The sequence below is a fragment of the Marinospirillum sp. genome (assembly GCF_035271045.1).
Taxonomy (GTDB): domain Bacteria; phylum Pseudomonadota; class Gammaproteobacteria; order Pseudomonadales; family Halomonadaceae; genus Marinospirillum.
The window spans coordinates 42,910-68,436 of record NZ_DATESC010000030.1 but is presented as its reverse complement, the minus strand read 5'-3'; the positions used below and the strand labels follow the sequence as shown (position 1 = coordinate 68,436).

Annotated in this window: 23 protein-coding genes; 17 read left to right on the top strand and 6 right to left on the bottom strand. The window is 44.7% G+C overall.

Translation table 11 applies throughout. The features are described 5' to 3' along the window. Positions 1-71 precede the first annotated feature (71 nt). Complete coding sequence (locus VJY63_RS10945; protein WP_324050809.1) at positions 72-560, top strand: chemotaxis protein CheW; 489 nt, start codon at positions 72-74, stop codon at positions 558-560. Continuing rightward, complete coding sequence (locus tag VJY63_RS10940) at positions 560-1,012, top strand: DUF2802 domain-containing protein (protein WP_324050807.1); 453 nt, start codon at positions 560-562, stop codon at positions 1,010-1,012. Before VJY63_RS10945 ends, VJY63_RS10940 begins: the two co-directional genes overlap by 1 nt. A 16-nt stretch (positions 1,013-1,028) precedes the next feature. Here the strand turns inward: VJY63_RS10940 and VJY63_RS10935 are convergent, their stop codons facing one another. Further along, positions 1,029-1,322, bottom strand: a complete 294-nt coding sequence (locus VJY63_RS10935) for an EscU/YscU/HrcU family type III secretion system export apparatus switch protein (protein WP_324050805.1) — start codon at positions 1,320-1,322, stop codon at positions 1,029-1,031. Between the two features lies 1 nt (position 1,323). Next, a complete protein-coding gene (locus VJY63_RS10930) occupies positions 1,324-2,955 on the bottom strand; it encodes a flagellar hook-length control protein FliK (RefSeq protein ID WP_324050803.1) in 1,632 nt (543 codons plus the stop codon). Between the two features lie 159 nt (positions 2,956-3,114). Here VJY63_RS10930 and ccmA point away from each other — a divergent pair, with 159 nt between their 5' ends. From ccmA to ligA, 12 genes are all read left to right on the top strand, one after another. Further along, positions 3,115-3,780: a cytochrome c biogenesis heme-transporting ATPase CcmA gene (gene ccmA, locus VJY63_RS10925; RefSeq protein ID WP_324051031.1), complete on the top strand. Its 666-nt coding sequence runs from the start codon at positions 3,115-3,117 to the stop codon at positions 3,778-3,780. 50 nt (positions 3,781-3,830) lie between these two features. Beyond that, positions 3,831-4,520, top strand: a complete 690-nt coding sequence (ccmB, locus tag VJY63_RS10920; protein WP_324051030.1) for a heme exporter protein CcmB — start codon at positions 3,831-3,833, stop codon at positions 4,518-4,520. A 22-nt stretch (positions 4,521-4,542) separates the two neighbouring features. Then, entirely contained in the window at positions 4,543-5,292 is a 750-nt protein-coding gene (locus VJY63_RS10915) for a heme ABC transporter permease (protein WP_324050802.1), read from the top strand. A gap of 3 nt (positions 5,293-5,295) precedes the next feature. After that, the gene (ccmD, locus tag VJY63_RS10910; protein ID WP_324050800.1) at positions 5,296-5,493 is read left to right on the top strand and encodes a heme exporter protein CcmD; all 198 of its coding nucleotides are present in this window, start codon (positions 5,296-5,298) and stop codon (positions 5,491-5,493) included. After that, positions 5,490-5,972 carry a cytochrome c maturation protein CcmE gene (gene ccmE / locus VJY63_RS10905; protein WP_324050798.1) on the top strand — a complete coding sequence of 161 codons (483 nt, stop codon included), beginning with the start codon at positions 5,490-5,492 and terminating at the stop codon, positions 5,970-5,972. The genes ccmD and ccmE overlap by 4 nt, the downstream gene beginning before the upstream one ends. Before the next feature lie 47 nt (positions 5,973-6,019). Continuing rightward, the gene (locus VJY63_RS10900; RefSeq protein ID WP_324050796.1) at positions 6,020-8,026 is read left to right on the top strand and encodes a heme lyase CcmF/NrfE family subunit; all 2,007 of its coding nucleotides are present in this window, start codon (positions 6,020-6,022) and stop codon (positions 8,024-8,026) included. Further along, positions 8,027-8,566: a DsbE family thiol:disulfide interchange protein gene (locus VJY63_RS10895; protein WP_324050794.1), complete on the top strand. Its 540-nt coding sequence runs from the start codon at positions 8,027-8,029 to the stop codon at positions 8,564-8,566. It abuts the gene before it with no gap. Further along, a complete protein-coding gene (locus tag VJY63_RS10890; RefSeq protein WP_324050792.1) occupies positions 8,548-9,048 on the top strand; it encodes a cytochrome c-type biogenesis protein in 501 nt (166 codons plus the stop codon). Before VJY63_RS10895 ends, VJY63_RS10890 begins: the two co-directional genes overlap by 19 nt. Further along, positions 9,045-10,265, top strand: coding sequence for a c-type cytochrome biogenesis protein CcmI (gene ccmI, locus VJY63_RS10885; protein ID WP_324050790.1), 1,221 nt, complete (start codon positions 9,045-9,047; stop codon positions 10,263-10,265). The genes VJY63_RS10890 and ccmI overlap by 4 nt, the downstream gene beginning before the upstream one ends. Positions 10,266-10,294: 29 nt before the next feature. Continuing rightward, a complete protein-coding gene (gene smc / locus VJY63_RS10880; protein ID WP_324050788.1) occupies positions 10,295-13,849 on the top strand; it encodes a chromosome segregation protein SMC in 3,555 nt (1,184 codons plus the stop codon). 70 nt (positions 13,850-13,919) lie between these two features. Next, a complete protein-coding gene (locus VJY63_RS10875; RefSeq protein WP_324050786.1) occupies positions 13,920-15,188 on the top strand; it encodes a cell division protein ZipA C-terminal FtsZ-binding domain-containing protein in 1,269 nt (422 codons plus the stop codon). Between the two features lie 5 nt (positions 15,189-15,193). After that, positions 15,194-17,257 (top strand): NAD-dependent DNA ligase LigA, encoded by a 2,064-nt coding sequence (ligA, locus tag VJY63_RS10870; protein WP_324050784.1) that lies wholly within the window; start codon positions 15,194-15,196, stop codon positions 17,255-17,257. A gap of 8 nt (positions 17,258-17,265) precedes the next feature. Here the strand turns inward: ligA and VJY63_RS10865 are convergent, their stop codons facing one another. The 4 genes from VJY63_RS10865 to VJY63_RS10850 form a co-directional block, all read right to left on the bottom strand. Continuing rightward, complete coding sequence (locus VJY63_RS10865; RefSeq protein WP_324050783.1) at positions 17,266-17,775, bottom strand: hypothetical protein; 510 nt, start codon at positions 17,773-17,775, stop codon at positions 17,266-17,268. A gap of 144 nt (positions 17,776-17,919) precedes the next feature. Beyond that, positions 17,920-20,793 (bottom strand): valine--tRNA ligase, encoded by a 2,874-nt coding sequence (locus VJY63_RS10860; protein WP_324050781.1) that lies wholly within the window; start codon positions 20,791-20,793, stop codon positions 17,920-17,922. A gap of 72 nt (positions 20,794-20,865) precedes the next feature. Further along, positions 20,866-21,294: a DNA polymerase III subunit chi gene (locus VJY63_RS10855; RefSeq protein ID WP_324050779.1), complete on the bottom strand. Its 429-nt coding sequence runs from the start codon at positions 21,292-21,294 to the stop codon at positions 20,866-20,868. Next, the gene (locus tag VJY63_RS10850; RefSeq protein WP_324050777.1) at positions 21,291-22,790 is read right to left on the bottom strand and encodes a leucyl aminopeptidase; all 1,500 of its coding nucleotides are present in this window, start codon (positions 22,788-22,790) and stop codon (positions 21,291-21,293) included. Before VJY63_RS10850 ends, VJY63_RS10855 begins: the two co-directional genes overlap by 4 nt. Before the next feature lie 121 nt (positions 22,791-22,911). Between VJY63_RS10850 and lptF the strand changes: the two genes are divergently transcribed. Genes lptF through VJY63_RS10835 form a run of 3 tightly spaced genes read left to right on the top strand, consistent with a single transcriptional unit; the run spans position 22,912 to position 25,522 of the window. After that, on the top strand, positions 22,912-23,970 hold the full coding sequence (gene lptF, locus VJY63_RS10845; RefSeq protein ID WP_324050775.1) for an LPS export ABC transporter permease LptF: 1,059 nt from the start codon (positions 22,912-22,914) through the stop codon (positions 23,968-23,970). After that, positions 23,967-25,034: an LPS export ABC transporter permease LptG gene (gene lptG, locus VJY63_RS10840; RefSeq protein WP_324050773.1), complete on the top strand. Its 1,068-nt coding sequence runs from the start codon at positions 23,967-23,969 to the stop codon at positions 25,032-25,034. The genes lptF and lptG overlap by 4 nt, the downstream gene beginning before the upstream one ends. Positions 25,035-25,075: 41 nt before the next feature. After that, complete coding sequence (locus VJY63_RS10835; RefSeq protein ID WP_324050772.1) at positions 25,076-25,522, top strand: RDD family protein; 447 nt, start codon at positions 25,076-25,078, stop codon at positions 25,520-25,522. The last annotated feature ends 5 nt before the right edge of the window (positions 25,523-25,527 follow it).

The following is a 25,527-nucleotide window of genomic DNA, read 5'->3' as shown; positions in this document are numbered from 1 at the left end:
TTTTGTTACCCAAGGTGTATTAGTATTAACGCTAATGGGTGTTCCCCAAATATGAATGAAAGGATTGATCTATGTCTAGCCCACAAAAAATTCAAGCTGAAAGTAGCTCTGATTTAGTACTTCAATATGTAACTTTTCGCCTTGCTCAAGAAACGTATGGCATCAATGTCATGATGGTTCAAGAAGTGCTTCGCTACTCAGAAATTGCACCGGTTCCTGGTGCGCCAGATTACGTTCTGGGCATTATTAATCTGCGTGGTAATGTAGTAACGGTAATAGATACGCGCCAGCGCTTTGGTTTGGATGCTAGCGATGTTAGTGACTCAACACGTATTATGATTATTGAGGCCGATCATCAGGTGGTTGGTATTATGGTCGATTCTGTTGCTGAAGTGGTTTACTTAAAGCAATCTGAAATTGAAACTGCACCTAATGTAGGTAACGAAGAGAGCGCCAAGTTTATTCAAGGTGTTTGTAATAAAAATAACGAACTACTCATTTTGGTAGAGCTTAACAAGCTTATGTCAGAAGAAGAGTGGTCGGAATTGGCGGCTATTTAATGATTATACCTATGATTGGCTTGTTTGAGATAATAGCACTCTTGTTAGCCATTCTAGGTTTGGTTATGTCATTTATTTGCTTTTCACACATCGGCAAGCTAAATAAAAAGCTGGCTGATGCGCGTAAAGAAACGCATTTGCTGGTTAAAGCGTTAAGAAATGAAACCCATGCTATGGGTAGTGGTGCGATAGGTGTGGGTCAGCGTTTAGTTGAGGTAGAAAAACGCCTTAACTCAACGATGGAAAGGCAAATGGAGTTTGAGCAGCGTGATCCAGGCAGCCTTCCTTATGCTTATGCGGTACGTTTAGTTGAAATGGGTGCTACGGCAGAAGATTTAATCAATAACTGCGGTTTAGCGCGTGTTGAAGCTGAGCTGATTACTTTGGTTCATTCTGAGCTGAAATCAAAAAAAGACCACCCCAGTCAAGAAGAGCGTTATGCGCTTAATTAGTTAATTGTTTATGCGTTTACAGCTTGCCGGTTTTGCTACGCAGCGTATCCAAATCATAAACAAAAGCTAAGACCTCAGCAATTGCTAAATACAGCAGTTCAGGTATTTCATCGCCTAAATCTAAATGTGCTAAAGCGGCTGCTAATTCAGGGTCTTCATACACAGGAATACCATTTTCAGCGGCTATTGCCATAATTCTTTCTGCGGTTTCAGCGCAACCTTTTGCTGTTAAGCGTGGTGCGCCTAAGCCGTCGTATTGCAAAGCAACGGCACGTTTAGGGCGGGTGAAGTTGTTTTTATCAAGGCGCATATTAAGCCTGTGTATCAATAATTTGCTGGTGATGACTTGCCCTTGCTATGGGCGGCGGTGTACCTAAATGGCAAGCAACTTCTTCTAAATCGGCTCCTAATCGCCTTAAACGTGCGGCTAAAATTTCGGCTTGATTTTTAATGGGCGTAAATGAAGTGTCAGTTTCTACCCAGATATCAGCTTTTAGTTGTTCACCTTTAAGGCGTAGTAATGTATGAATTTTACCCCATTTTTCTAGGGTAAAGCTTAATTGAACGTCCCAGCTGCGCGTTTTTCTTTCCATATCTTCTAACGCTGCTTCAGCTTCTTTTTCTTCTATCCAATGGCGTATTTCTAATTGTGCTTGAAACCAGTCGCCTCTGACGGAATAGGGTAAGTCCATTTGTATAATTTGAGCAGGTTGCCCACGGTCATGTGCCGCTTGTGTAGATTGTAGGCTACTTTGTTGCAGCACTTGAATGCGTGATTGAGCACTTTGCACTTGCTGGGCCAGTTGCTGTAATAGCTGCTGTTTAGGCGCTGCATTACTTGGATTGGCTAAACCTTCACGTAAAAGACTGCTAGCTTGTTGTAATAATAGCTTTAGATCACCGCCAGCCGGATTCGTTTGTACACCGCGCAAAAGGTTGGCTTCTAGTAATAAACCACTAAAAGGAATCAGCTGTTGTAGGCTAGTGGCTGAAGGTGTTTGATTGCTTTGGGGCACTAAGTTAAGTATTGCTGATAATTTTTCAGTGACAGTGATTAAAAGCTTATCGCTAGTATTGACTGCTGCTGTCGCTGTTGTGTTAACCGCTGCGGTTGGCGTTGTTGTCGTCGCTGCAGTTGCAGTCGAGCTATTAAGCGGTGTTAGCTGACTGACCAACTTAGTGAGTTGTTGCATGGCTTGGGCTAAAGGTGCTTGCCGAGGTAAAGCGTGGCGCAACTGAGCACTGGCACTGGCTAGCATCGTTTGTAGGCTGTTAGCTGTTGTTGTTACTGGTTTGCTGACTAGGCTAGGTACAGCAGTCAGCGGTATTTTTATTTGGTCTAATAGTTGTTGCACTTCACGATTAGGAATGCGTACTTCTAAATCACCCTTGCTGCTGTGGCTTAGGTGAACTTGGCTTGCCACTGGTAACGGGGTATTGGATGTTAAATTAACCTGCTGCCCTGAACTTAATTGAAGGCGTAAATTGTAACCTTGCCCATTGGCTGCGGGTTGACTGGCTAATACTTCAGCACGGCTGGCTTGCCCTGCGGGTATTGGCGGTGTTTGTCCAGATGGTAGTGTTACTTTAATGATGGGAAGCTGACTGAGCGCCGTGTTAGCGGCTTGCTGTAGGGCGGCTGGTGATAAAACCTTTACTTCAACCACGCCTTCAGAACGTCCTGTTAATTGTATCTGTTGCCCTTCAGGTAAAGCTTTTTCAGCCATTAGATTCACCCGCTCACCGCTACTTAATTGCACTTGAATACGATGACCTTTGCCTTGTGGCAGGGATTCACTCGTCAGCACTTGGGCGTTACTGGTTTGTCCTGAAGCAAGCGCTGGGCGACCACCTTCAGTGCTTGCAATAAACGTTGTGCTTTGCGTTCTAGCAAGGCTGCTGGTTTCATTCACCGATGAAGGTGCTGGTGGTAGTCCTTGCATCGTTTCTCTCCTGAAATGCCTTTGTTAATTAGGGCTGGGTAGCGGTTTAAGCGGGATCATAGTAAAGTAAGCGCCCTATTTATACCGTATTTTTGTAAGCTTCTCTCTTTTTACTGCGCTATCTTTTATGGTTTTATCTTTTAAGGTTGGCTTGCTTTGATGACAACAACGGCTAAAAAAACTACGGCTGCTTTATTATCAGCTTCTAAGCTTGCTTGTGAGCGCGATGAGCGGTTGCTATTTAGTGATTTAAGTTTTGAATTATACGCTGGCGATCTTTTGCAGTTAGAAGGCCCTAACGGGGCAGGTAAAACTAGCTTAATGCGCTTATTAGCGGGTTTGTTGCCTTTCAGCGAAGGTGAATTAACTTGGCAAGGGCAAAGCCTTAATACTTGCCGCGAAGATTTTTACCAATCAATGCTGTTTATTGGGCATTTGGCTGGTATTAAAGCTGAACTAAGCCCTTTAGAAAACCTACATTGGTTTGCGGCGTTAGAAGGTGTTCAAGACGAAGCGTTGCTAGAACAAGCTTTGTACCAAGTGGGTTTAGCCGGTTATGAAGACCACCCTTGCCATCAGCTTTCAGCCGGTCAAAAACGCCGCGTTGCCTTGGCAAGATTGCTATTTACCCAGCGCCTTGTGTGGTTATTAGACGAGCCTTTTACAGCATTAGATAAAGCAGCAGTTGCAGCAATAGAAAATTTGTTACTTGAACATTGCCAAGCGGGTGGTGCGGTTATTCTTACCAGTCACCATGCGTTAGAAAATCTACCTAACCTAAAAGTGCTTTCTTTAGGTGCAAAGCTTTCGGGTAGCCAGCCATGAGTGTATCCAATAAAACCCCTGTGGCTTTTTGTCGCTTAGTACCAAAAAAAATGAACCCACTCAACTTGTTTACTGTCTTTAGTGCGGGTTGTAAACGCGAGTGGCAATTACAGGTACGACGTAAGGGGGATTTACTCAATCCTTTGGTGTTCTTTGCGTTGGTGGTGGTGCTGTTTCCTTTAGGTGTTTCGCCAACAGAAGAAGTTCTAGCACCTGTTGCACCGGGCGTGTTGTGGGTAGCTGCATTATTAGCGGTATTAATGTCGTTAGATGCGTTGTTTCGTCCTGATTTACAAGATGGTTCGCTTGAGCAGTTATTGGTCTGCGGTTATCCTGCTGCACCTTTAAGCTTGGCTAAAGTGTTGGTGCATTGGTTATTAAGTTGTGTACCGTTAGTTTTGTTAGCGCCGCTGTTAGGGGTGATGCTGTATTTACCTTGGCAGGCGCAAGGCGTATTAATGCTGTCATTGTTGTTGGGCAGTTTAACGCTTAGTTTGGTGGGCGCAATTGGTGCTGCACTCACCACGGGTGTAGGCAAATCGGGTGTATTAATGACTTTGCTAGTGTTGCCTTTTTATATGCCAGTCCTGATTTTTGGAACGGGTGCGATGCAGGCAGCAGTGGGTGGGCATGATGCAACCGCACATTTAGCTTTGTTGGGCGCTTTGGCTTTGTTGGCCTTAGTTTTAGCGCCGTGGGCAATTGCAGCAGCGTTACGCATTGCTGTTTCTGGTGAATAACTTTTAAGACAGGTAGTTGATCGTGTGGAACTGGCTAAAAACACTGTATCACCGTTTAGGATCTCCCAAGTGGTTTTACCAAATTACTGGTAAATGGCTGCCTTGGTTTGCTGTTAGCAGTGTGCTTTTTTTGGCAGTAGGTTTGGTGATGGGTTTGGCTTATGCGCCAATGGATTACCAGCAGGGCAATAGTTTTCGGATTATGTATGTACACGTTCCCGCTGCGTTTTTAGCCCAGTCGGTATACATGATGATGGCAGCGGCTGGCGTGGTGATGCTGGTCTGGAAAATAAAAATGGCCGATGTGGTGGCACAAGCCTTAGCGCCAATTGGTGCGGTGATGACGTTTATTTCCTTAGTCACCGGCGCTATTTGGGGGATGCCAACGTGGGGTACTTGGTGGATGTGGGATGCCCGTTTAACCTCGATGCTGATTTTATTTTTTCTTTATTTGGGGGTTATTGCGCTGCGTGAAGCACTTAGCCCGCAAGAAGTGGCAGCTAAAGCTTGTGCGCTACTTGCCATTGTTGGTGTTATCAATATTCCTATTATTAAATACTCGGTGGATTGGTGGTATACCTTGCATCAGCCAGCCAGTATTAAATTAACTGAAAAACCTTCTATGCCTGCGTCTATGTACCTGCCTCTGTTATTTATGGTGCTGGGTTTTTATGCCTTATTGGGTTGGTCGGTGCTGTTGCGGGCTAGGTCAGAAGTGCTGCGCCGCGAAGCTAAATCGGGCTGGGTTCGTGAATTACTCAAGGATAAATGAACTATGTATTTTGATAGCTTGTCTGAGTTCTTCAACATGGGGGGGCATGGGCTTTATGTGTGGAGCTGTTATGCCATTAGTTTGGTGTTAATGGCAGCCAGTATTTTATTGCCTTGGCTGAAACTAAAAAGCACCCGCAAACAGCTGGCTCGCCAATTTGCGCGTGAAGCCACTAATTCTGAGAGAGACATTAAGATATGACACCTAAACGTAAGCAAAAGCTATTTTTGATTGGTTTAATGGTTGGTGGGCTTTCATTAGCTATAGGTTTAACGCTTTATGCGCTTAGTTCAAATATTAACTTGTTTTATGCACCTACACAGATTGTTGCTGGCGAAGCACCTCAAGGTGTAGAGATTCGTGCAGGTGGCATGGTTGTTGAAGGGAGTATGCAGCGCGATACCCAAAGTTTGAAAGTGCGTTTTGCGGTGACAGATTACGATCAAGAAATTTGGATTAACTACGAGAAAATTTTGCCTGACTTGTTTCGTGAGGGGCAGGGCGTGGTGGCGGTTGGGCATTTGAATGCTGAAGGTGAGTTTATGGCTAGCCAAGTTTTAGCGCGTCACGATGAAAATTATATGCCGCCTGAAGTGGCTGATGCCTTAAAAATGGCGGGTAAAATGCCTGAAGGTGCGCCTTTTATTCGCGCCAGTTCTTCTACAACTATAAATAATTAAAACCATAAATAATTAAGATTGCTCGCTAACTAATCAGGATGCTTTTGATGGACGTTCTTTTTTTACCAGAATTTGGTCAGTTTGCACTGATTCTGGCCTTGGCTATGGCTTGTGTGCAGGCTTTCTTACCTCTTATTGGTAGCTTTACGCGTCAACCCTTGTGGTTGGCTTATGCACAACCTGCGGCTTGGGCACAGTTTACCTTGTTGTTGATTAGCTTTATTTTGCTAAGTCTTAGTTTTTTATTGGATGATTTTAGCCTTGCTTACACCGCTGCTAACTCTAACTCGGCTTTGCCTTGGTTTTATAAGCTAAGCGCGGTATGGGGCGCACACGAGGGTTCTTTACTCTTGTGGTTGCTGATTTTGGCTGGTTGGACGTTTGCGGTTTCTCTTAGTCGTGGTTTGCCGGTTGAGGTATTGGCGCGGGTGTTGTCGGTGTTGGGCTTTGTTAGTGTCGGGATGCTGTTGTTTGTTATTTTTACGTCTAATCCGTTTAATCGTTTATTACCGAATATTCCGATGGATGGGGCCGACTTAAATCCGCTGCTGCAAGACCCTGGATTAATTTTTCATCCGCCGTTGTTGTATATGGGTTATGTGGGGTTTGCGGTAACTTTTGCATTTGCTTTAGCAGCGCTTTGGTCGGGGCAGTTAGATTCGGCTTGGGCACGTTGGAGTCGTCCTTGGACTACCAGTGCTTGGGCATTTTTGACGGTAGGCATTGCGCTGGGTTCTTGGTGGGCTTATTACGAGTTAGGTTGGGGTGGTTGGTGGTTTTGGGACCCTGTAGAAAATGCTTCGTTGATGCCTTGGTTAACGGGTACGGCTTTAATGCATTCACTGGCAATTACCGAAAAGCGCGGGGTGTTTAAAAGCTGGACGCTGCTGCTGGCTATTTTTACTTTTTCGCTTAGCTTGGTGGGTTTCTTTTTAGTGCGCTCTGGCGTGTTGAATTCGGTACACGCTTTTGCCAATGACCCTGAGCGTGGTTTTTTCTTACTGATTTTATTGGCGGTAACGGTGGGTGTGTCGCTGTTGGTGTATGCGATTCGTGTGCCTAATTTAAAGGCACGGGTCAGTTATTCACTGCTGTCTAAAGATGTGCTGCTGTTGGCGAATAATTTGGTGTTGGTGATTGCGGCGCTGATGGTGTTGTTGGGGACTTTGTATCCACTGATTTTGGATGCTTTAGGTTCGGGCAAAATTTCGGTGGGCCCGCCGTATTTTAATGCGTTGTTTGTGCCTTTGATGCTGCTGTTGGGTGTATTTATGGGCTTAGGGCCCTTGTCTGATTGGAAGCAAATGCGTTGGCAGAAACTCAAGAAAAAAATCTGGCTGGCAGCAGCAGTAACTTTAGTGCTGGGTTTTGTGGTGTTGCCTTGGGTTTATGATGGTGAATGGCATTTGTATGTGGCGCTGGGCTTGACGCTGGTGCTGTGGATTTTTACCACCAGCTTTAGGGATTTGTGGGAAGCTTCACAAACCAAACAGGGTTGGAAGGGCATTAGCCGTAGCCGCTTAGGTATGTTTTTTGGGCACATAGGTGCGGCGTTAATTGTGTTGGGCGTGACAATGGTTTCTAACTACGGTGAGGAACGTGATTTACGGATGCAAATTGACCAGCCAGTGGTGGTTAAAGGCTATGAGTTTACCTTGAAAAAACTGATTCACCGTGAAGGTGCTAACTACATAGCTGACCGTGCGGTGGTTGAAGTACGCAACCCTAGCGGTAAGTTAATCAATACCTTAATGCCTGAAAAACGCTTGTACACAGTGCGTGGTATGCCAATGACCCAAGTTGCCATTGAGTGGGGTTTTTTAAAAGATATTTATGTGGCAATGGGTGAGGAATTAAGCGCGGATGCTTGGGCAATGCGTGTGCATTACAAGCCCTTTGTGCGCTGGTTGTGGTTGGGTGCGTTGATTGCTGCTTTGGGTGGTGTGCTAGCAATTACCGATCGCCGTTATTCCAGCAAAAAAGCGCAAGAACAACTCACGGCTATGAACGCTGCTACTACGCCTCCTTCTGCTATCAATTCGGTGGAGTCGTAAATGAAGCGTTTTTTATTATTTTTACCGCTGATTGCTTTTGTGTTGGTGGGTGTATTTCTTTACAAAGGTTTAAGTATGAACCCTTCGGCCAGAGAATCTGCGTTGCTGGGTAAACCCATGCCTGAGTTTAGTTTGCCTAACTTGCATGACCCTTTGCAGCAAATTACCCACGAAAACTTATTGGGTGACGTGTTTATTCTTAATGTTTGGGGCAGCTGGTGCCCCAGTTGTTATGACGAGCACAACGAAATTGTACGCATGGCACAAATGGGTGTGCCTATTGTGGGTTTGAATTATAAAGATGAACGCAGCAAGGCTTTTCGGTACCTTGCCCAACTTGGCAACCCTTATAGTGTGGTGTTGTTTGAAGAAGATGGTTTGCGTGAACTGGCATTCAATTTAGGGGTGTACGGTGCGCCAGAAACCTTTTTATTCGACCGTGATGGCATAGTGCGCTATCACTTGGCTGGGGTGATTACGCCCCAGTTGGTGGATGAGGTGATTATGCCGGAGGTGCGTAAATGGCAAGCAAAGCGCTAATTTTTTATAGAACGCTAAGTTTATTCATGTTTGTGCTGCTGGTGTTGTTTGCGTCCAGCAGTTATGCCGCCATTGAGTTATACGATTTTACTGATGACAGTTATCAGGCACGTTACAAGGATGTGGGTGGTAAATTGCGCTGCCCTAAGTGCGAGAATCAAAGTATTGCCGATTCTAATTCGCCCAGTGCCTATGATATGCGCCAAGAGCTTTATCGCTTATTAGAAGAAGGTAAAACTGATTCGCAAATTTATGACTTTATGGTGAGTCGTTTTGGTGATTACGTTTTATACGAGCCACCCATGCGTAAAGACACTTGGCTGCTTTGGTATTTGCCACCAGCTTTAGTGGTGCTGGGTTTGTTATTGGCATTTTTTCTGGTGCGTAGCCGCAGTTCAGCTAAACCAGCAATAACCTTGTCTGCATCAGAAAGGCAAGCCCGTATTCAGCAAATTCTTGAACTAGAGAAGGAATCTTCATGACGGCCTTGTGGATTGGTTTATTTTTATTGGCGGTTTTGGCTGCTGCATTTTTAGTTTTACCGCTGTTACGCCGGGAAAAGCTGACAGAGAATCTTTTAGCGCAGCAGAATGCACGTCAGCTAGCGAACATTACCTTGTATCGTCAAAAAATAAGTCAGTTGGATTTGGATTTAGAAGCGGGGCGTGTTGAGGCAGATGCTGTGTCGCAAATGCGGGCTGAGATTGAAGACCTGCTGTTAGATGATGCTGCGATTCGTCAAAAAAAACCTTGGCATACACCCAGTTCGCTCTTAAAAAATACGGCCTTAGTTGTGGTGGTGGGTGCGGTGTTGAGTGGGGCTGTGCTGACTTATGAGCAAATTGGTGGACGTTTAGGCTTAGAAGCTTGGTATGCACAGCAAGCATTGATTGAAGAAGGCAAAAAAGATTTTGGTAGTTTGTTACGCAAATTAGAAGACACGGTTAAAGCTAACCCTAATGACGTTCAAGGACATTCTTTGCTGGCGCGGGTTTATTTGGATTTAGGCGAACTAGAAAAAGGTGCGGATTCGATTGGTGAAATTATAAGAATTCAAGGTGCTTCTGCAATGTTATTAGCACAGCAGGCACAAGCTTTGTATTTTGCCGACAATAATCGTTTAACCAAACGTGTGCAAACCTTGATTGATAAAGCTTTAGCGTTAGATGCCAAAGACCCTGCAACGCTAAGTTTGCTGGGTATGGCGGCTTATCAGCAGCAGGATTGGGACGGGGCGCGTAATTATTGGGAAGCGGCTTTACCGCGTGCTGGTGGGGTTGAGGCGGATAAATCGTTGCGTGATGGCATTGCTGATGTACGCCAACGCTTAGGTATGCCACCGCTCGCCGTGGGTGGGCCACAGTTTGCAGTGACTATTTCATTGAGTAATGCTGCCAGTTTGTTAGCCAATACCAATGCGACAGTTTTTGTATTTGCCCAGCCAGTAGGCGGTGCAGGTGCGCCTTTAGCTGCCGTACGTCTTAAAGTCAGTGAATTGCCTAAAACCATCATACTTAGCGACCAGCAAGCGATGATGCCACAAAATAATTTATCTTCGGTTGAACAGGTGGTGATTCAAGCGCGTATTGCGATTGGTGGCACGCCACAAGCACAAGAAGGTGATTGGCAGGGACAAACACAAGTATTGAAAGTGGACGGCCAGCAGCGTGTTGAGCTTGAAATTAATCAACAGTTGTAAGCAAATAACCACTTAGGTACTTACTACTTATGCGCCTAAAGTCCATCAAGTTGGCAGGGTTCAAATCTTTTGTAGACCCCACCACGGTGAGTTTTAAAAGTAATATGACGGCGATTGTTGGGCCTAATGGTTGCGGCAAATCCAATGTTATCGACGCTGTTCGCTGGGTAATGGGCGAATCATCGGCTAAGTATTTACGCGGCGAATCAATGACTGACGTTATTTTTAACGGTTCACGTCATCGTAAGCCCGTTGGTCAGGCTTCGATTGAGCTGCTGTTTGATAATAGCGCAGGGAAAATGGGTGGTCTTTATGCCGACTATGCTGAAATTTGTGTTAAGCGAGTCGTTACCCGTGAAGCAGTATCTTCCTACCTTTTAAATGGCACTAAATGCCGTCGCCGTGATATTACAGATTTATTTCTAGGTACGGGTTTAGGTGCGCGTAGTTACGCCATTATTGAACAAGGTATGATTTCTCGTTTAATAGAAGCACGGCCTGAAGAGCTGCGCGTTTACCTTGAAGAAGCAGCGGGTATTTCTAAATACAAAGAACGCCGTAAAGAAACCGAAAGCCGCATTAAACGCACCCACGAAAACTTAGCGCGCCTTAGCGATATTCGTGAAGAACTGGGTAAACAGTTAGAACGCCTAAGCAGACAAGCCGAAGCAGCAAGGCGTTATCAAGCGTTAAAAATCAATGAAAGGCGGTTTAAGTCTGAACTGGCGGTATTACGTTGGCGTGAAATCGATCACCAATTAGCCAGTATTTTGAAGCAGTTGGCTGAATTAGAGTTGCAGCAAGAAGCCTGTTTAGCTAGCTTACGCCAAGGCGAAGCCCAATTAGAAGCCAGCCGTGAACGCCAAGCACAAGCCAGCGATACGTTAGCTAGTGCCCAAAAAAATCTAACTGAAACGAGTTTGCAAATTGCACGTTTAGAGCAAGGCTTACAGCATAGAAAACAGCGCGAAAGGCAGTTGCAAGTTGAGCTAGAACAGCTAATCCAGCAGCAGCGTAAAGCCCAAGATGATGAACAGCTAGATAAAGAACACCTTGCTGCTTTGCAAGAAGAACTAGCTGAAACAGAACCTTTGGTTGAAGAACTGACAGAATTAGAAGCCATACAGCAAGAAAGTCTTGATAGCTTAGAAGAAAAGCTTAACGTGTTAGAACAAGTTTGGGATCGTTTTGTGACGGATGCTGAAAAAAATCAGCGTGAAGCGGCTTTAGCCCAAGCAAGTATTCAGCAGCACGAACGTAGCCTAAAAAACTTAGCCGAACGTAAAGATCGCCTTAAAGAACAGCAGCTAAGCCTTACGGATTTAAACCAAGAAGAAGTGCAATTAGAAACGCTTAGCCTTGAACAAGCAGCCATTAATGAACGCTTGCTGCAAATAGAAATCACGGAAAAAGAGCAGCGTGAACAACGCTTTGAGCGCCAAGAAGAACAAAAGCAATTACGCCAAAAAATTAACCAACAAGCCACCCAACTGCAACAGCAGCAAGGACGTTTAGCGGCTTTACAGGCTTTGCAACAAGCTGAATTAGAAGGACAAGACGCTGAATTAGAGGCTTGGTTGAAAGCGCAAGGTTTAAATAGTTGGGCACGTTTAGGCGAAGTGCTACAAGTAGAAGCTGGTTGGGAAAAAGCCGTTGAAACGGCTTTACACAGCACTTTGTCAGCCCTGTTAAGCCAAGTGCCGTTAGATGAAAATTTATCGCAGCGTTTAGCCAGTTTACCCGTGGGTAACTTATTGGTTTACCAGCAAAACATTGATGCTTCTGACAGCAATTTATCCACAGTCAGTTCCTCAGTAATCAGCCTGCTAACTAAAATTAAAAACCCAAAACAACTGCCAACCAGCCTTGCTCAACAATTGGCTTTAATACAAACCACTGCCAGCCTAGAAGAAGCACTAAGTCTACAAAAAACTTTGTTAACAAGTGCTGCTCAGTCGCAAAGTTTAATAACCGCACAAGGCGAACAAGTTTTTGCTGATGGTTTATTATTGCAAGCAGCTACTGCCCAAAACACTGGAATGCTAGCCAGACAACAAGCAATTCGGCAACTAGAAGAACAACAAGCTTTATTAGAAACAGTCTTGGACGAATGGCAGTTACAAGAAACCGTTTGCCTTGAAGCCTTAGAAAAGTGTGAACAAACCCTGCAACAGTTACAAATAGAAGCCAGGCCGCTGCAAGCACAATTGGCAGAATTAAGCAGCAAGCAAGCTATTTTAGCAACCAAGCGCCAGCATAATCAGCAGCGTAGCGCCCAGTTACAAGAAGAGCTGGCTCAGTTAGCTGAAGAAACGTTAAATCTGCAAGATTATTTGCAGCAGGATAAAGAAGTTTGGCAAGTGGCGCTGCTGCAAGTTGAAGCTAATCTTGAACAACGCCAAGACCAACAGCAGGAACGCGATAATCTACGTCAAGAGCGTGAAACGGGTCGACAACAGTTGCGCCTGCGTCAACAAGCATTGCAAAACGCTAAGTTACGCCAGCAGCAGTTAATGACCAAAGAACAAGCCGGTCGCCAAGCGTTGCAGCGTCTAGCAGAACAGCGCCAAGTTCAAGAAGATAAATACCAAGATTTGTTATTGGCGCTAGAAGCAGCTTGCGAACCCGGTGATGAGCAAAGTGAGCAATTAGATACTTTGTTAGAAGAACACCAGCACCAAGAGCAGCAAGTACAAGCCTTGCGCCAAGTGCAACAGCTAGCGCAGCAAGAACAGCGCGAGTTAGAGCAGCAGCGCGGCTTGCACGATAAAGAATTAGACAGGCTAAGAAGTTTGTTAGAAGAACAGCGCCTTAAACAGCAAAGCTTTATGGCGAAGCGCGACAGCCATTTAGGTCAGCTGGGTGAGTTACAAATGACCTTGTTTGAAGTGATAGAACAGCTACCAGACGATGCGCTTGAATCACGCTGGCAAGCTGATTTGGATGATATTCAAGCTAAAATTCGTCGTTTAGGCGCGATTAACCTCGCCGCTATTGAAGAGTATGACCAGCAGGCGGCGCGTAAAAACTACCTAGATGAGCAAAATGCTGAGTTAGAAGATGCTTTAAATACTTTAGACGGGGCTATTCGTCGTATTGATAAAGAAACCCGTTTGCGCTTTAAAGAAACGTTTGAGCAGGTAAATCAAGGATTACAAGCACTTTTTCCGCGAATTTTTGGTGGTGGTAGTGCTTGGTTACAGTTAACTGGTGATAACCTTCTTGAGACAGGTGTTGCTATAATGGCGCGGCCCCCAGGTAAAAAAAATGCCACCATTCATCTGCTTTCTGGTGGCGAAAAAGCATTAACTGCTTTAGCCTTGGTTTTTTCAATTTTTGAATTGAATCCAGCACCTTTTTGTATGCTAGATGAAGTGGATGCACCGCTAGATGATGCCAACGTTGGGCGTTATGCGCGTTTAGTCAAAGAAATGTCGGAACGCATTCAATTTATTTATATTACGCATAACAAACAAGCCATGGAAAGTGCTGAACAGCTTATGGGGGTGACAATGCAAGAACCGGGTGTCTCCAGATTGGTAAGTGTTGATCTGGAACAAGCTTCTGCTATGGTTGCTAACTAAGTATTTTTACTGTAACCAATGACTATTCTTGGTAAGATTCGCAGCTTTATGGTTTAAGGGCTAAGTTTATATGGGTTGGCAAGAAGGCTTAATGCTGCTGGGTGGTGCTGTTTTGATAGCAGCTATTGTTTATAAAGTGCATCGTAAAGGGGTTCGTAGCCTTGAAGAAGACTATGACGACCTTGAAGAAGAGGCACGTAGAGCTGAATTAGCGCGTGAATTGCCCAGCATTGCCATTGATGGAAAAGAAGCATCCGTTCAACGGGGGCTTGATCCATTATTTGATGACATTGCTATTTTTGACGATGATCCAATTCCGGTATTGCGTAATAAGCAGCCGACTGCCGAAAGTTTGCAGGCAGCATTTGCAGGTAAATTAGAACTCGATGACGAAACGTCTGATGACGAGTTGGCTTGGGCTAAAATGCGGCGTATGTTTGCTGTTGACCCTGCTTTTGCTGAAGCCTCGCGTTCTTCAATAGAAGAGCAGCAAAAAGAGTTGCAGCAGCTTCAAGCAAAAAAAAACACTTTAGCAAAAGTACAGCAAGTACAAGCTCTGCTAGAGCAACAAGCACTAGCAACTCAGTATTTAGAAGAACAATCTAACAAGGATGCTATGGATAATTATAATAATGATGATTTAGTTGAATTGCAGCCTATAAACTTACAAAATCTAAGTTTAAAGCAACAAAAACAAGCGCTTGAAGAACAACTTGAAAATGCTTTAAATGAAGATTTCGACGATGTAGAACAACATTTAGAAAAGCAGTATTTGGAAAATATCGAGCCATTAGCACAGCCTGACCTAATGGTTGAAATTGACCCTGAAGAGCGAGAAAAAAACTTGCGTACAGCCTTATTAGCTAATTTAGAAAAAAATGCTTGGGGTAGCTCTGAAGTTTTCTTAACCATCAATGTTAATGCGCCCAGTGAACAGCCTTTTATGGGCGATCATTTGGCAAAATTTATGGACATGATCGGTATGAAGCTGAGCGAGACAGGCTTTTACCACTATGTTGAAGAAAAAGACGGCCAGCCTTATTTGGGTTTTTCGATGGTGAATATGTTTTCACCTGGCTGTTTTAGTGAGGATATGGACGAAGATTACACCACCGCAGGCGTTGTGTTAGTCATGCCTTTGCCTAATACACCTTTACCGATGGCGGTTTTTGAGCGAATGCTGGCAACGGCTAAAGTTATGGAACAAAACTGGGGTGCGGAGCTGCAAGACGAGCAGCGCAGCAATCTAACCCAGCAAACCATTGAACACTATCGCCAGACTATTAAAGATTTTGAATACCAAACGCGCGTGAATGCTAAAAAAGCTGGACGAATTTAAATATAATGAAACAATCGCTGCTGTTAATGGACAGGCTTGCTGATTTACGCCAGCAATTAAACGAACACAGCTACCGTTATTATGTTCTTGATGATCCTAGCCTGCCTGATGCCGAATACGACCGGCTGTTTCGGAAGCTGCAACAGCTAGAAGCCGAGCACCCTGAATTAGTCACCAGCGATTCACCGACCCAAAGGGTGGGTTCAACGCCTTTAAGCGACTTTCCTAGTATTAGCCACCAAGTGCCCATGTTGTCGCTAGGTAATGTGTTTGATGCTGAAGGTTTGCAAGCTTTTGTAAAGCGGGTAGAAAAAGAACTCGCTGATTTAGGTCGCGCCGTTGCCGATGGGAATGAAAGCGAAGCGCTAGAATTTTGCTGCGAACCTAAGTTAGACGGACTAGCTGTTAGCCTTATTTACCAAAACGGGCAGCTAGTGCAAGGCGTTACCCGTGGCGATGGGCAAACCGGCGAAGGCATTACTGAAAACTTAAAAACCCTGCGTTCTATTCCACTTAGTTTACGCTCTGCTGATAACCAGCCACTGCCAGAGCTGCTAGAGGTTAGGGGCGAAGTTTATATGCCGCGTGCCGCTTTTGAAGCCATGAATGAGCAAGCACGCCTAGCGGATGAAAAAACTTTTGCTAACCCACGCAATGCTGCGGCAGGCAGTTTAAGGCAATTAGACTCACGCATTACCGCAACCCGCCCTTTAGAATTTACTGCTTACCAAGTAGCGCAAATCAGCCAAAACTTTGCTGTAGAAACCCACGAGCAAGCCATGCAGTCGCTTAAAAGCTGGGGCTTTAAAATTAGTCCCGATTTAAAAGTAGTGAAGGGTTATACAGGCTTAAAAAACTTCTGTGATGAACTAGCCGCTAAGCGTGACCAACTGCCCTACGATATCGACGGTGCAGTTCTAAAAATAAATGATTTACGCCTGCAAGCAGAACTCGGTTTTCGTGCTAGAGAACCGCGTTGGGCAACGTCCTTTAAATACCCAGCGCAAGAAGAAATCACTCGCCTGTTAGATGTTGAGTTCCAAGTGGGCAGAACCGGCGCTGTTACGCCTGTTGCTCGCCTAGAGCCAGTACAGGTGGCTGGTGTTATCGTTTCTAATGCCACGCTACATAATATGGATGAAGTTGAGCGCCTAGGTGTACAGATTGGCGATACGGTAATTATTCGCCGTGCTGGTGATGTGATTCCACAAATTGTGCGTGTAGTTGTTGAACAGCGCCCTGCACAAACGCAAAGTATTGTTATGCCAAGCAGCTGCCCAATTTGTGCTTCGCACGTTGAACGTGCCGAGGGCGAAGCCGCTTACCGTTGCACCGGCGGGCTGTATTGCCCAGCGCAGCGCAAAGAAGCGATTAAACATTTTGCCAGCCGTAAAGCTTTTGATATTGAAGGTTTGGGCGTTAAGTTAATTGATCAGCTGGTTGAGAACGAACTGGTTAAAAGCCCTGCCGATTTATACCGCTTAACCTTAGAGCAACTAGCCAACCTAGAGCGGATGGCAGAAAAGTCGGCTAACAACTTGCTAGAAGCATTAGAAGTCAGCAAAAAAACCAGCCTAGCTCGCTTTATTTATGCGCTAGGTATTAGGGAAGTAGGAGAAGCAACCGCTGCTAATTTAGCGCGTTATTTTGGTCAGCTATACAGCCTAAAACAGGCCAGTGTTGAACAGCTGTTAGATGTGGATGACGTTGGCCCCATTGTTGCCCAGCACATTTATGCCTTTTTTAATGAACCGCATAACCTAACGACTTTAGATGATTTATTAGCTCAAGGCATTCACTGGCCAGAAACCCAAGTGAAACGCGAAGACCTACCGTTAACAGGGCAAACCTGGGTACTAACCGGCAGTATGCAAAGCCTAACCCGCGACCAAGCCAAAGAACGCTTAGAAGCTTTGGGCGCAAAAGTGTCGGGCAGTGTATCTAAGAAAACCAGCCAGCTAGTGGCAGGTGAAGCAGCGGGTTCTAAGTTAACTAAAGCAGAAAGCCTAGGTGTGCTAGTGATGGATGAACAACAACTGTTAGCGCTTTTGACTAGGCATACTCGTTAGATACTTAGCTAAAGCAGCAACTCAGCAAAAATTGCTGCTTGTTCTTGGGTTAAGGGTTCTTCTTTTAAATCTTTTTCTAAAGAATTAAGTGTAGAAACCAGAGCGTTATTCAAAGCATTTATCTGTTGTTGTAGCTGATCAGCTTGCAAATCTTTTTGCTCTTCTGAAATGTTGTTATTAGCCACCACTTTTTTAAGCGCTTGCTCCAGCTTACGCAACTCTTCTTTCAGCTCATGAATTCTTTTTAAATAGTCTTTAATTTTGGTGGGTAAATCACTTTTATCTATCGCTTCCTTCTTTTTTTCAAGGCGCGATTTGTTTTTAGCATCTTCAGATAGGTGAAGATAGACACTCTTATTTTTTTTAGCGGCACTGTCTTCGGGTGTTACTCGTGACCTAGTTAAAGAATCATTAGTAGCAGAGGCGTTAGCGCCAGCCTGCGTTTGATTGGTTTTACTGGTGTTAGCTTGGTTAGAATTAGCTAAGCCTAGTGAGTCAGAAGAAAAAGTTAAAGGCATCTTATTTAGCTCCCTGCTAATCATTGATTACCTAACCTATCGGCTAAAGCTGAAAATAATTAAGAATTCTATTCAGCACTCTAGCATTTCTACCCACGGCCACCTTTTTAGAGTCGCCGTGGGTTATTACGCTACTTTTATTGATTACAAGCTTTTAAGCTGCTGTTGCTGTTCCTTCAGCTTGTTAGCGGTTGCTTTGGCTTGGTCTATCTTCGCCTGTTCTTTAGCAACCACTGCTGCTGGCGCTTTGCTAACAAACGCTTCATTGCTCAGTTTTTTCTCAGTGCGTTCTATCTCTTGCTGCAACTTAGCAATTTCTTTATCTAAGCGAGCAATTTCAGCATCCTTGTCGATAAAACCAGCTAAGGGTAAATGCACTTCCATTTTGCCGACTAGGTGCATGGCGCTCATGGGTAGTTCGCTGGCTAGTTCAACGCTTTCTAGCTTGGCAAGTTTCTGTAAGAAAATGCGGTTATCGGCTAAACGGCGCTGGTCTTCTTCATCTGCGTTGTTAATCAAAATAGGCAGAGCAACGGCTGGTGAAATATTGTTAGTGGCACGCAGTTCACGCACCGCCAAAATCACGCCTTTCACCCATTCAATATCGCTAACCGCAGCGGCATCAATTTTTGCTTCATTTGCCACAGGCCAGGTTGCTAGCATCAGGGAAGCGCCTTCAACGCCAGCTAAAGGTTTAACCCGCTGCCAAATTTCTTCGGTGATAAAAGGCATCATAGGATGACCAAGGCGCAACAGAGTTTCTAATACTCTAACCAAGGTGCGGCGTGTGCCACGTAAACGTGCAGCTGGAGAGGTTTCATCCCAAAGCACGGGTTTGGAAAGTTCTAAGTACCAGTCACAGTAGTCATGCCATACAAATTCATAAAAGGCATTGGCAGCCAAGTCAAAACGGTAGTTTTCTAAATGGCGAGTTACGGTGCTTTCGGTTTCTTGTAAGCGAGAAATAATCCAACGGTCGGCTAGGGTTAGCTCAACTTCTGCTGCTTCATCTAAACCGCAGTCTTCATTCTCAGTATTGCTAAGTACGTAGCGTGCCGCATTCCAAATTTTATTACAGAAATTACGGTAACCTTCTAGGCGCTTCATATCCCAGTTAATATCACGGCCCGTGCTTGCCATGGCTAACAGGGTGAAGCGAAGTGCATCGGTTCCGTGAGCGCTAATGCCATCGGGGAAGGCTTTTTGGGTTTGCTTGCCAATTTTTTCAGCTAACTGGGGCTGCATTAAACCGCTGGTGCGTTTTTCTAACAATGCAGGCAGGTCGATACCGTCAATCATATCTAAAGGATCAAGCACGTTGCCTTTAGATTTTGACATTTTTTGACCGTTATCATCACGAATTAAGCCGGTGACATAAACGGTTTTAAAGGGTACTTGGTCAGTAAACTTCAAGGTCAGCATTATCATGCGTGCTACCCAGAAGAAAATAATATCAAAGCCGGTAACCAGTACGCTGCTAGGGTGAAAAGTTTCTAAATCAGGCGTTTGTTCTGGCCAACCTTGGGTACCAAAAGTCCATAAGCCAGAGCTAAACCAAGTGTCCAGCACATCGGTATCTTGTTCGAGTTTAAGTGATGCATCTAGCTTGTACTTGGTGCGTGCTTCTTCTTCAGAGGCTGCCACATAAATATTGCCTTCTGCATCGTACCAAGCTGGAACACGGTGACCCCACCAAAGTTGGCGAGAAATGCACCAGTCTTGAATATCGTTCATCCAAGAGAAGTACATATTTTCATACTGCTTGGGTACAAACTGAATATCGCCATTTTTAACGGCTTGAATAGCGGGTTCTGCTAAGGGTGCAATTTTTACAAACCACTGGTCGGTTAACAGTGGCTCAATAACCACGCCTGAACGGTCGCCGTAGGGAAGGGTATTGTTTATCTGTTCTACTTTTTCAAGCAGACCTAGTTCATTCATGGCTGCAACGAGATTTTTACGGGCAACAAAACGGTCTAGGCCATGAAAAGCTTCGGGTAGGCTGGCATCAACCTCAGTATTAGCGCTGCCATCCATATTATAAACTTCAGCTTCTTCACGAATTGCGGCATCTTGGGTTAGCACATTGATTAATGGCTGGTTATGGCGCTTACCTACCTGATAGTCATTAAAGTCATGTGCTGGGGTGATTTTTACGCAACCTGACCCCTTGTCCATTTCGGCATGGTCATCAGCCACAATCGGAATACGACGACCCACTAGCGGTAAAATAATGGCTTTGCCAATCACTGAAGCGTAGCGTTCATCTTTAGGGTTAACCGCAACACAGGTATCACCTAATAAAGTTTCTGGGCGAGTGGTAGCAACCACTAGGTAATCTTTGCCGTCAGCGGTAGTGACACCATCGGCCAGTGGATAGCGGAAATGCCAAAAGTTACCCTGTTGTTCTTTGTTTTCGACTTCTAAATCAGAAATAGCCGTATGTAAGGTTGGATCCCAGTTGACTAGGCGTTTACCACGGTAAATTAAGCCTTCATCGTATAAACGAATAAACACTTCTTGTACGGCTTTATAAAAGCCTTCATCCATTGTAAAGCGTTCCCGCTCCCAGTCGACTGAAGCACCTAAGCGGCGTAGTTGGTTGGTAATGTTACCACCAGACTCTTCTTTCCATTCCCAAACTTTTTCTAGGAATTTCTCACGGCCTAGGTCATGGCGTGTTTTGCCTTCTTCAGCAGCCAGCTTACGTTCGACTAGCATTTGCGTGGCGATACCTGCGTGGTCGGTACCCACTTGCCATAGGGTATTTTTTTGTTGCATACGCTGCCAACGGGTGAGGGCATCCATAATGGAGTCTTGAAACGCATGACCCATGTGCAGGCTGCCGGTAACGTTAGGCGGTGGAATCATAATACTAAAGGCTTCGCCCTGACCGGAGGGACGAAAGTAACCGAGTTGTTCCCATTCTTTAGCCCAACGCTTTTCTATTTCGGCGGGCTGATAGGTTTTATCAAGAGAGGCGTTATCAATAGAAGCTTCTGGCTTGTTAGTTGTCATAGGTGTTCCGTATAAAAATTAATAGCGGGGATTATATATAGCTTTTTTGCCGAGTATCTTTTTACCGTGAGCTTATCTGCCACGCATATCGTGTGCAGTGACTGGATACCCCCTTTCTTTGTAGAATTTCCAGTCAGCCCTTTTAGGTGTTTTTACTGCTTCATTGCCATCAATAATTTCTGCCACTCGCTGAAAACGAGAAAAATGACTGGGTATTTTTAAGTCGAGATTAAGCAATACATCATGGTGATTGCCGGGGTCATCTTGCCAGCCAATTTCAACGGGTGACGGTGGGTGGGCGTTTAATAAACCGTGAGGCACAAAGGCCTCCGGTTTAAAGCGCCATAGCTTTTTATCTAACGCAAGTGCTTGCTGCTCATTAGCCACATGAATGTAAAGTTTGTGGCCTCGCCGCCAGATGGTTTCTGCTAACTGACAAGCAAATTCTATTCGGCTAGTTTTAGCCTCTTCAGCTAGCAGGTAAAAATCAACACGGGTCATGCGTTAGCAGCTTCAATATCAAGTAGGTAGTTCACTAATAATCCAACAGGACGACCTGTAGCACCTTTTTGTTTGCCTGAATGCCAAGCAGTACCAGCGATATCTAGGTGTGCCCAAGGGTAGTTTTCTGCAAAGCGTGACAAGAAGGCTGCTGCAGTAATCGTGCCAGCAGGACGACCGCCAATATTTTGCATATCCGCAAAGTTAGAATCCAGCTGTTCGTGAAACTCTTCGGCTAAAGGTAATTGCCAAGCTGGATCGTTTGCATTAGTGCCAGCTTTTAATAGCGCTGCTGCTAGCTCATCATTATTACTTAACAAAGCGCTAATGTTATGACCAAGGGCAATAATGCAAGCGCCGGTTAGGGTGGCTATATCCACCACACTGGCGGGTTTAAAGCGTTCTGCATAGGTAAGCGCATCGCACAGCACTAAGCGGCCTTCAGCATCGGTATTTAGCACTTCAACGGTTTTGCCGGACATGGTCGTGTAAATATCACCCGGCTTACTGGCATTACCTGACGGCATATTTTCGGCAGCGGCTATCATAAAGACCAAGTTAAGCTTAGGTTTAATTTGGCGAACCACTTCTAACACACCGAGTACGCTAGCAGCACCGCACATATCAAACTTCATTTCATCCATGCCTTCGCCTGGTTTTAGGCTAATGCCGCCGGTATCAAAGGTAATGCCTTTACCAAGTAATAGATGTGGTGCAGCGTCGGAGTCTTTATTGCCTTTGTATTCAACAACAATTAAACGGGGTGGTTGTGCGCTACCTTTACCAACCGAAAGCAAGCTGTTCATGCCAAGTGCTGCCATTTGTTCTTCATCTAAAATACTGGTAGTAAAAGTAGAATCTTTCGCGGCTAATTCTTGCGCTACTTCAGCTAAATGAATGGGCGTACAAACGTTGCCTGGGCGATTACCTAAAGTACGCGCAAGGTTTTTACCCTGCCCAATGGCTTGACCCACCGTTAAGGCTTTTTCACCTTCAGTGCTTTGTTGATTGTCGGGCCAGTAAAAAGCCAGTTCTTCAGGAAAATCTTCAACCGCTGGTTTAGATTTGAATTCAGTAAAACGGTAAAAGCTGGTTTCAGCAACTTCGGCCATTAAACGTAATTTCCAGCTGGAATCACGGCCTTTTAAGGGTGTATCAGCAAGGGTAAGCAAAGCATCGTGTAGACTTAATTCGGCTAAATGACTGTAAGCTGCTTGGCACGCTTTACGAAACTTACTTTCGGTTAACTTGTCTTGCTCACCCATACCGACTAAAAGAATACGCTGCGCTTCAGCACCGGGTGCAAAAGGAATTAAAAACGTTTTGCCTAGCTTGGCTTTAAAGTCGCCGCGCTCAATAATTTGATGGATTAACGATTCTGTTGCTTTATCAACACCTTCGCCTGCTGGCGTAAGGCTACCATCCTGCAATACCGGAAGTACCACACAGGCAGTTTCCGTAAGGGCGGGGGATTGGGTAACCAGTTTGAAGTTCATAGCTGCTCCATAAAATACGTTAGATGGGTGTCATTTCAATGCGTTGGCAAGACAACCTTGATGTTCTTGTAGGATAATGGCTTTACTTGAGAAATGCATGGTAAGTTTGCAGGAGTTAGGTTTGATCCTTTATCGATATATTGCGCGTGAAATACTGATTTCAACCCTTGCTGTCGGCAGTATTTTACTGCTAGTCATCGTAGGTAGCCGCTTTGCAAGGTTTTTAGACCGTGTTGCTTCGGGGCGTATCTCTTTAGACATATTGGGCTATCTTACTCTTTTTTATACCCCTTATGCGTTGCAGCTGATTATTCCTCTCAGCTTTATATTGGCGTTAATGCTGACTTTTGGCCGTTTATACATGGATAGTGAAATGTCGGTTATTCAATCCAGCGGTGTTAGTCAGCGTCAACTAATGAAGCTAATATTTTTTTTAGCATTAGGCGTTGCTAGCCTAACTGCTTTTAGTAGCCTGTATTTAACCCCTAAAGCTAAGTTTGCCAGTGAGCTGCTCTTACAAGAACAGCAAGCAAAAACCGGCTTTGAATCCATTGCAGCAAGTCAGTTTACTCGGTTGGGTCAGCAGGCGATTTTTGTAAGCCAGTTAAATGACGATAAAACGGTATTAGGCCGTGTATTGATAGCGCAAGCCGAGCAGGATAAAACCACTTTGGTATTAGCAGAAAAGGGGTATCAACAGGTTAATGAAACATCGCTGAGCCGCTTTTTAGTATTAGAAGAGGGTTTGCGCTATGAGTTACCTACAATGGATTTAACCAGCAGCGTTTTAACCTTTGATCGTTATGCACTAAGAGTTGGCATTTATACCCCGCCCAGCGTGCAAGCGCAGGTTGCCATGTTGCCGCTTAATAAATTATGGGCAGATAATAGCTTGCCAGCGCAAGTGGAGTTGCAATGGCGCTTAGGTTTGCCGGCTTTGGTGATCGTGATGGTATTTATTGCGCTGCCATTAACCAAAGTGAATCCACGCCAAGGGCGTTTTATGGCGATTTTACCCGTGTTGTTATTAGAGCTGATTTTTTTAGGGGCGCTGATGTCGTTGCAAGGCATTATCAATAAAGGGCAATGGCCGATTTGGCCGGGTATGTGGTTGGTGCATATCAGCTTTTTATTATTAGGTTTATTTTTATGCTGGCGGCGTGGGGTGTTTCAAAAATGAGGCTTTTAGGGCGCTATATCGCACATTCTGTTTTGTTAGGTACTGTGGCGGTGTTGGTGGTAATTGTTGGTTTAGATATAGTTTTTTCGCTACTCGATGAATTAGATAATCTAAGGGGCGATTATGGTTTTGTTGAAGTTATCAATTACCTATTAATTCGCCTACCTGACCGTTTGTATTTGTTTTTACCTATCGCTATTTTAGTGGGCGTGTTAATTGGCTTGGGTAATCTAGCCGCAACCAGTGAGTTAACGGTCATGCGTGCTGCGGGTGTGTCTATTCCACGGCTAATTTTTCAAGCCTGTAAACCTGTGTTTATGTTGTTAATACTGGCGATGCTTGCCAGTGAATTTTGGTTGCCCAGCCTTGGACAGTTTGCCGATACTTACCGTTGGGAGAAGCTGAATGGTAAGCGCGAATCAACTTTAATGACATCGCATGATTTGTGGCTAAAAGAAAATAATAACTTCTACAGTATTAGCGTGGCGCGAGATGATGGTCAGCTGTTGGGCATTCGGGTGTTTGAGCTAAATGAAGATTGGTCTTTAAAAAAAATGATTACTGCACCGCGTGCTGATTACATTGATAAGCGCTGGCAACTCACTAATGCCCGTGCTATTACCTTTAATGCGACTCATTTAGATGAAACACTGCTTCCTAAATTAAGCATTAATTTGCCGATAGAACCGAAATACGTGGCGTTACAGGCTTTTGATGCGGCCGATTTACCGCCCAGTCAACTGTGGGCGTATGCAGGTTATTTAGCCGCCAATAGTCAGGCTAGTGGGCATTACTGGTTAGCTTTTTGGAAAAAAATACTTTTGCCCGTCACGGTTTTTGCGGTGGTTTTATTAGGTGCTTCCTTTACTTTTGGGCCGTTGCGCTCTGTGCCTGCCGGTACACGGGTTTTTCATGGTGTGGTAATCGCTTTGTCAGTAAAATTCATACAAGATTTGTTAGGTCCTATCGCTTTATTGTGGGGATTTAATCCCATATTAGCCATATTAATTCCCGCTGGATTTTGTGCTGCTTTTGGCTTTTGGTTTATTTATCGGGCTAGGTAGTTTGCTGTTTTATTTTTTAACAATCTGAATTGGAAGGATTTATGTCACACGTTTTTGCAGATTTGAATGAAATTTATTACGCCGGTTTGGTGAGACGTTTAGCAGCAATTATTTATGATGTGATATTGCTGGGCGCTATTTTTATGTTATTTGGCTTTGTGGGGGTGGCGATTACCAACGGTGAAGCTAACGAGCACTTTCTTTTTAAGTTGCTGGTTTGGGTTATTCCTTTTGTGTTTTATGGTTACTTCTGGCGGCGTGGTGGACAAACGCTGGGTATGTTGGCTTGGCGCATTCGTGTGCAAACGCTACAAGGCCAGCCGATTAATGCTAAACAAACTTTTTTACGTTTAGTGGGTGGTTTGGTGTCTTGGAGTTGTTTTGGCTTGGGTTACTTGTGGCTGTTTTTTGATAAAGAACAACGCACCTGGCCAGATTTGTTATCTGGAACGCAGGTGGTTGTTATTCCTAAAAAGAAAAAGATTTAAAGCAG

Bases quoted from the DNA above. Each gene is read 5' to 3' on its own strand.
- VJY63_RS10945 (WP_324050809.1), top strand. From the start codon at position 72: ATGTCTAGCCCACAAAAAATTCAAGCTGAAAGTAGCTCTGATTTAGTA.
- VJY63_RS10940 (WP_324050807.1), top strand. From the start codon at position 560: ATGATTATACCTATGATTGGCTTGTTTGAGATAATAGCACTCTTGTTA.
- VJY63_RS10935 (WP_324050805.1), bottom strand. From the start codon at position 1,322: ATGCGCCTTGATAAAAACAACTTCACCCGCCCTAAACGTGCCGTTGCT.
- VJY63_RS10930 (WP_324050803.1), bottom strand. From the start codon at position 2,955: ATGCAAGGACTACCACCAGCACCTTCATCGGTGAATGAAACCAGCAGC.
- ccmA (WP_324051031.1), top strand. From the start codon at position 3,115: ATGACAACAACGGCTAAAAAAACTACGGCTGCTTTATTATCAGCTTCT.
- ccmB (WP_324051030.1), top strand. From the start codon at position 3,831: ATGAACCCACTCAACTTGTTTACTGTCTTTAGTGCGGGTTGTAAACGC.
- ccmD (WP_324050800.1), top strand. From the start codon at position 5,296: ATGTATTTTGATAGCTTGTCTGAGTTCTTCAACATGGGGGGGCATGGG.
- ccmE (WP_324050798.1), top strand. From the start codon at position 5,490: ATGACACCTAAACGTAAGCAAAAGCTATTTTTGATTGGTTTAATGGTT.
- VJY63_RS10900 (WP_324050796.1), top strand. From the start codon at position 6,020: ATGGACGTTCTTTTTTTACCAGAATTTGGTCAGTTTGCACTGATTCTG.
- VJY63_RS10895 (WP_324050794.1), top strand. From the start codon at position 8,027: ATGAAGCGTTTTTTATTATTTTTACCGCTGATTGCTTTTGTGTTGGTG.
- VJY63_RS10890 (WP_324050792.1), top strand. From the start codon at position 8,548: ATGGCAAGCAAAGCGCTAATTTTTTATAGAACGCTAAGTTTATTCATG.
- ccmI (WP_324050790.1), top strand. From the start codon at position 9,045: ATGACGGCCTTGTGGATTGGTTTATTTTTATTGGCGGTTTTGGCTGCT.
- smc (WP_324050788.1), top strand. From the start codon at position 10,295: ATGCGCCTAAAGTCCATCAAGTTGGCAGGGTTCAAATCTTTTGTAGAC.
- VJY63_RS10875 (WP_324050786.1), top strand. From the start codon at position 13,920: ATGGGTTGGCAAGAAGGCTTAATGCTGCTGGGTGGTGCTGTTTTGATA.
- ligA (WP_324050784.1), top strand. From the start codon at position 15,194: ATGAAACAATCGCTGCTGTTAATGGACAGGCTTGCTGATTTACGCCAG.
- VJY63_RS10865 (WP_324050783.1), bottom strand. From the start codon at position 17,775: ATGCCTTTAACTTTTTCTTCTGACTCACTAGGCTTAGCTAATTCTAAC.
- VJY63_RS10860 (WP_324050781.1), bottom strand. From the start codon at position 20,793: ATGACAACTAACAAGCCAGAAGCTTCTATTGATAACGCCTCTCTTGAT.
- VJY63_RS10855 (WP_324050779.1), bottom strand. From the start codon at position 21,294: ATGACCCGTGTTGATTTTTACCTGCTAGCTGAAGAGGCTAAAACTAGC.
- VJY63_RS10850 (WP_324050777.1), bottom strand. From the start codon at position 22,790: ATGAACTTCAAACTGGTTACCCAATCCCCCGCCCTTACGGAAACTGCC.
- lptG (WP_324050773.1), top strand. From the start codon at position 23,967: ATGAGGCTTTTAGGGCGCTATATCGCACATTCTGTTTTGTTAGGTACT.
- VJY63_RS10835 (WP_324050772.1), top strand. From the start codon at position 25,076: ATGTCACACGTTTTTGCAGATTTGAATGAAATTTATTACGCCGGTTTG.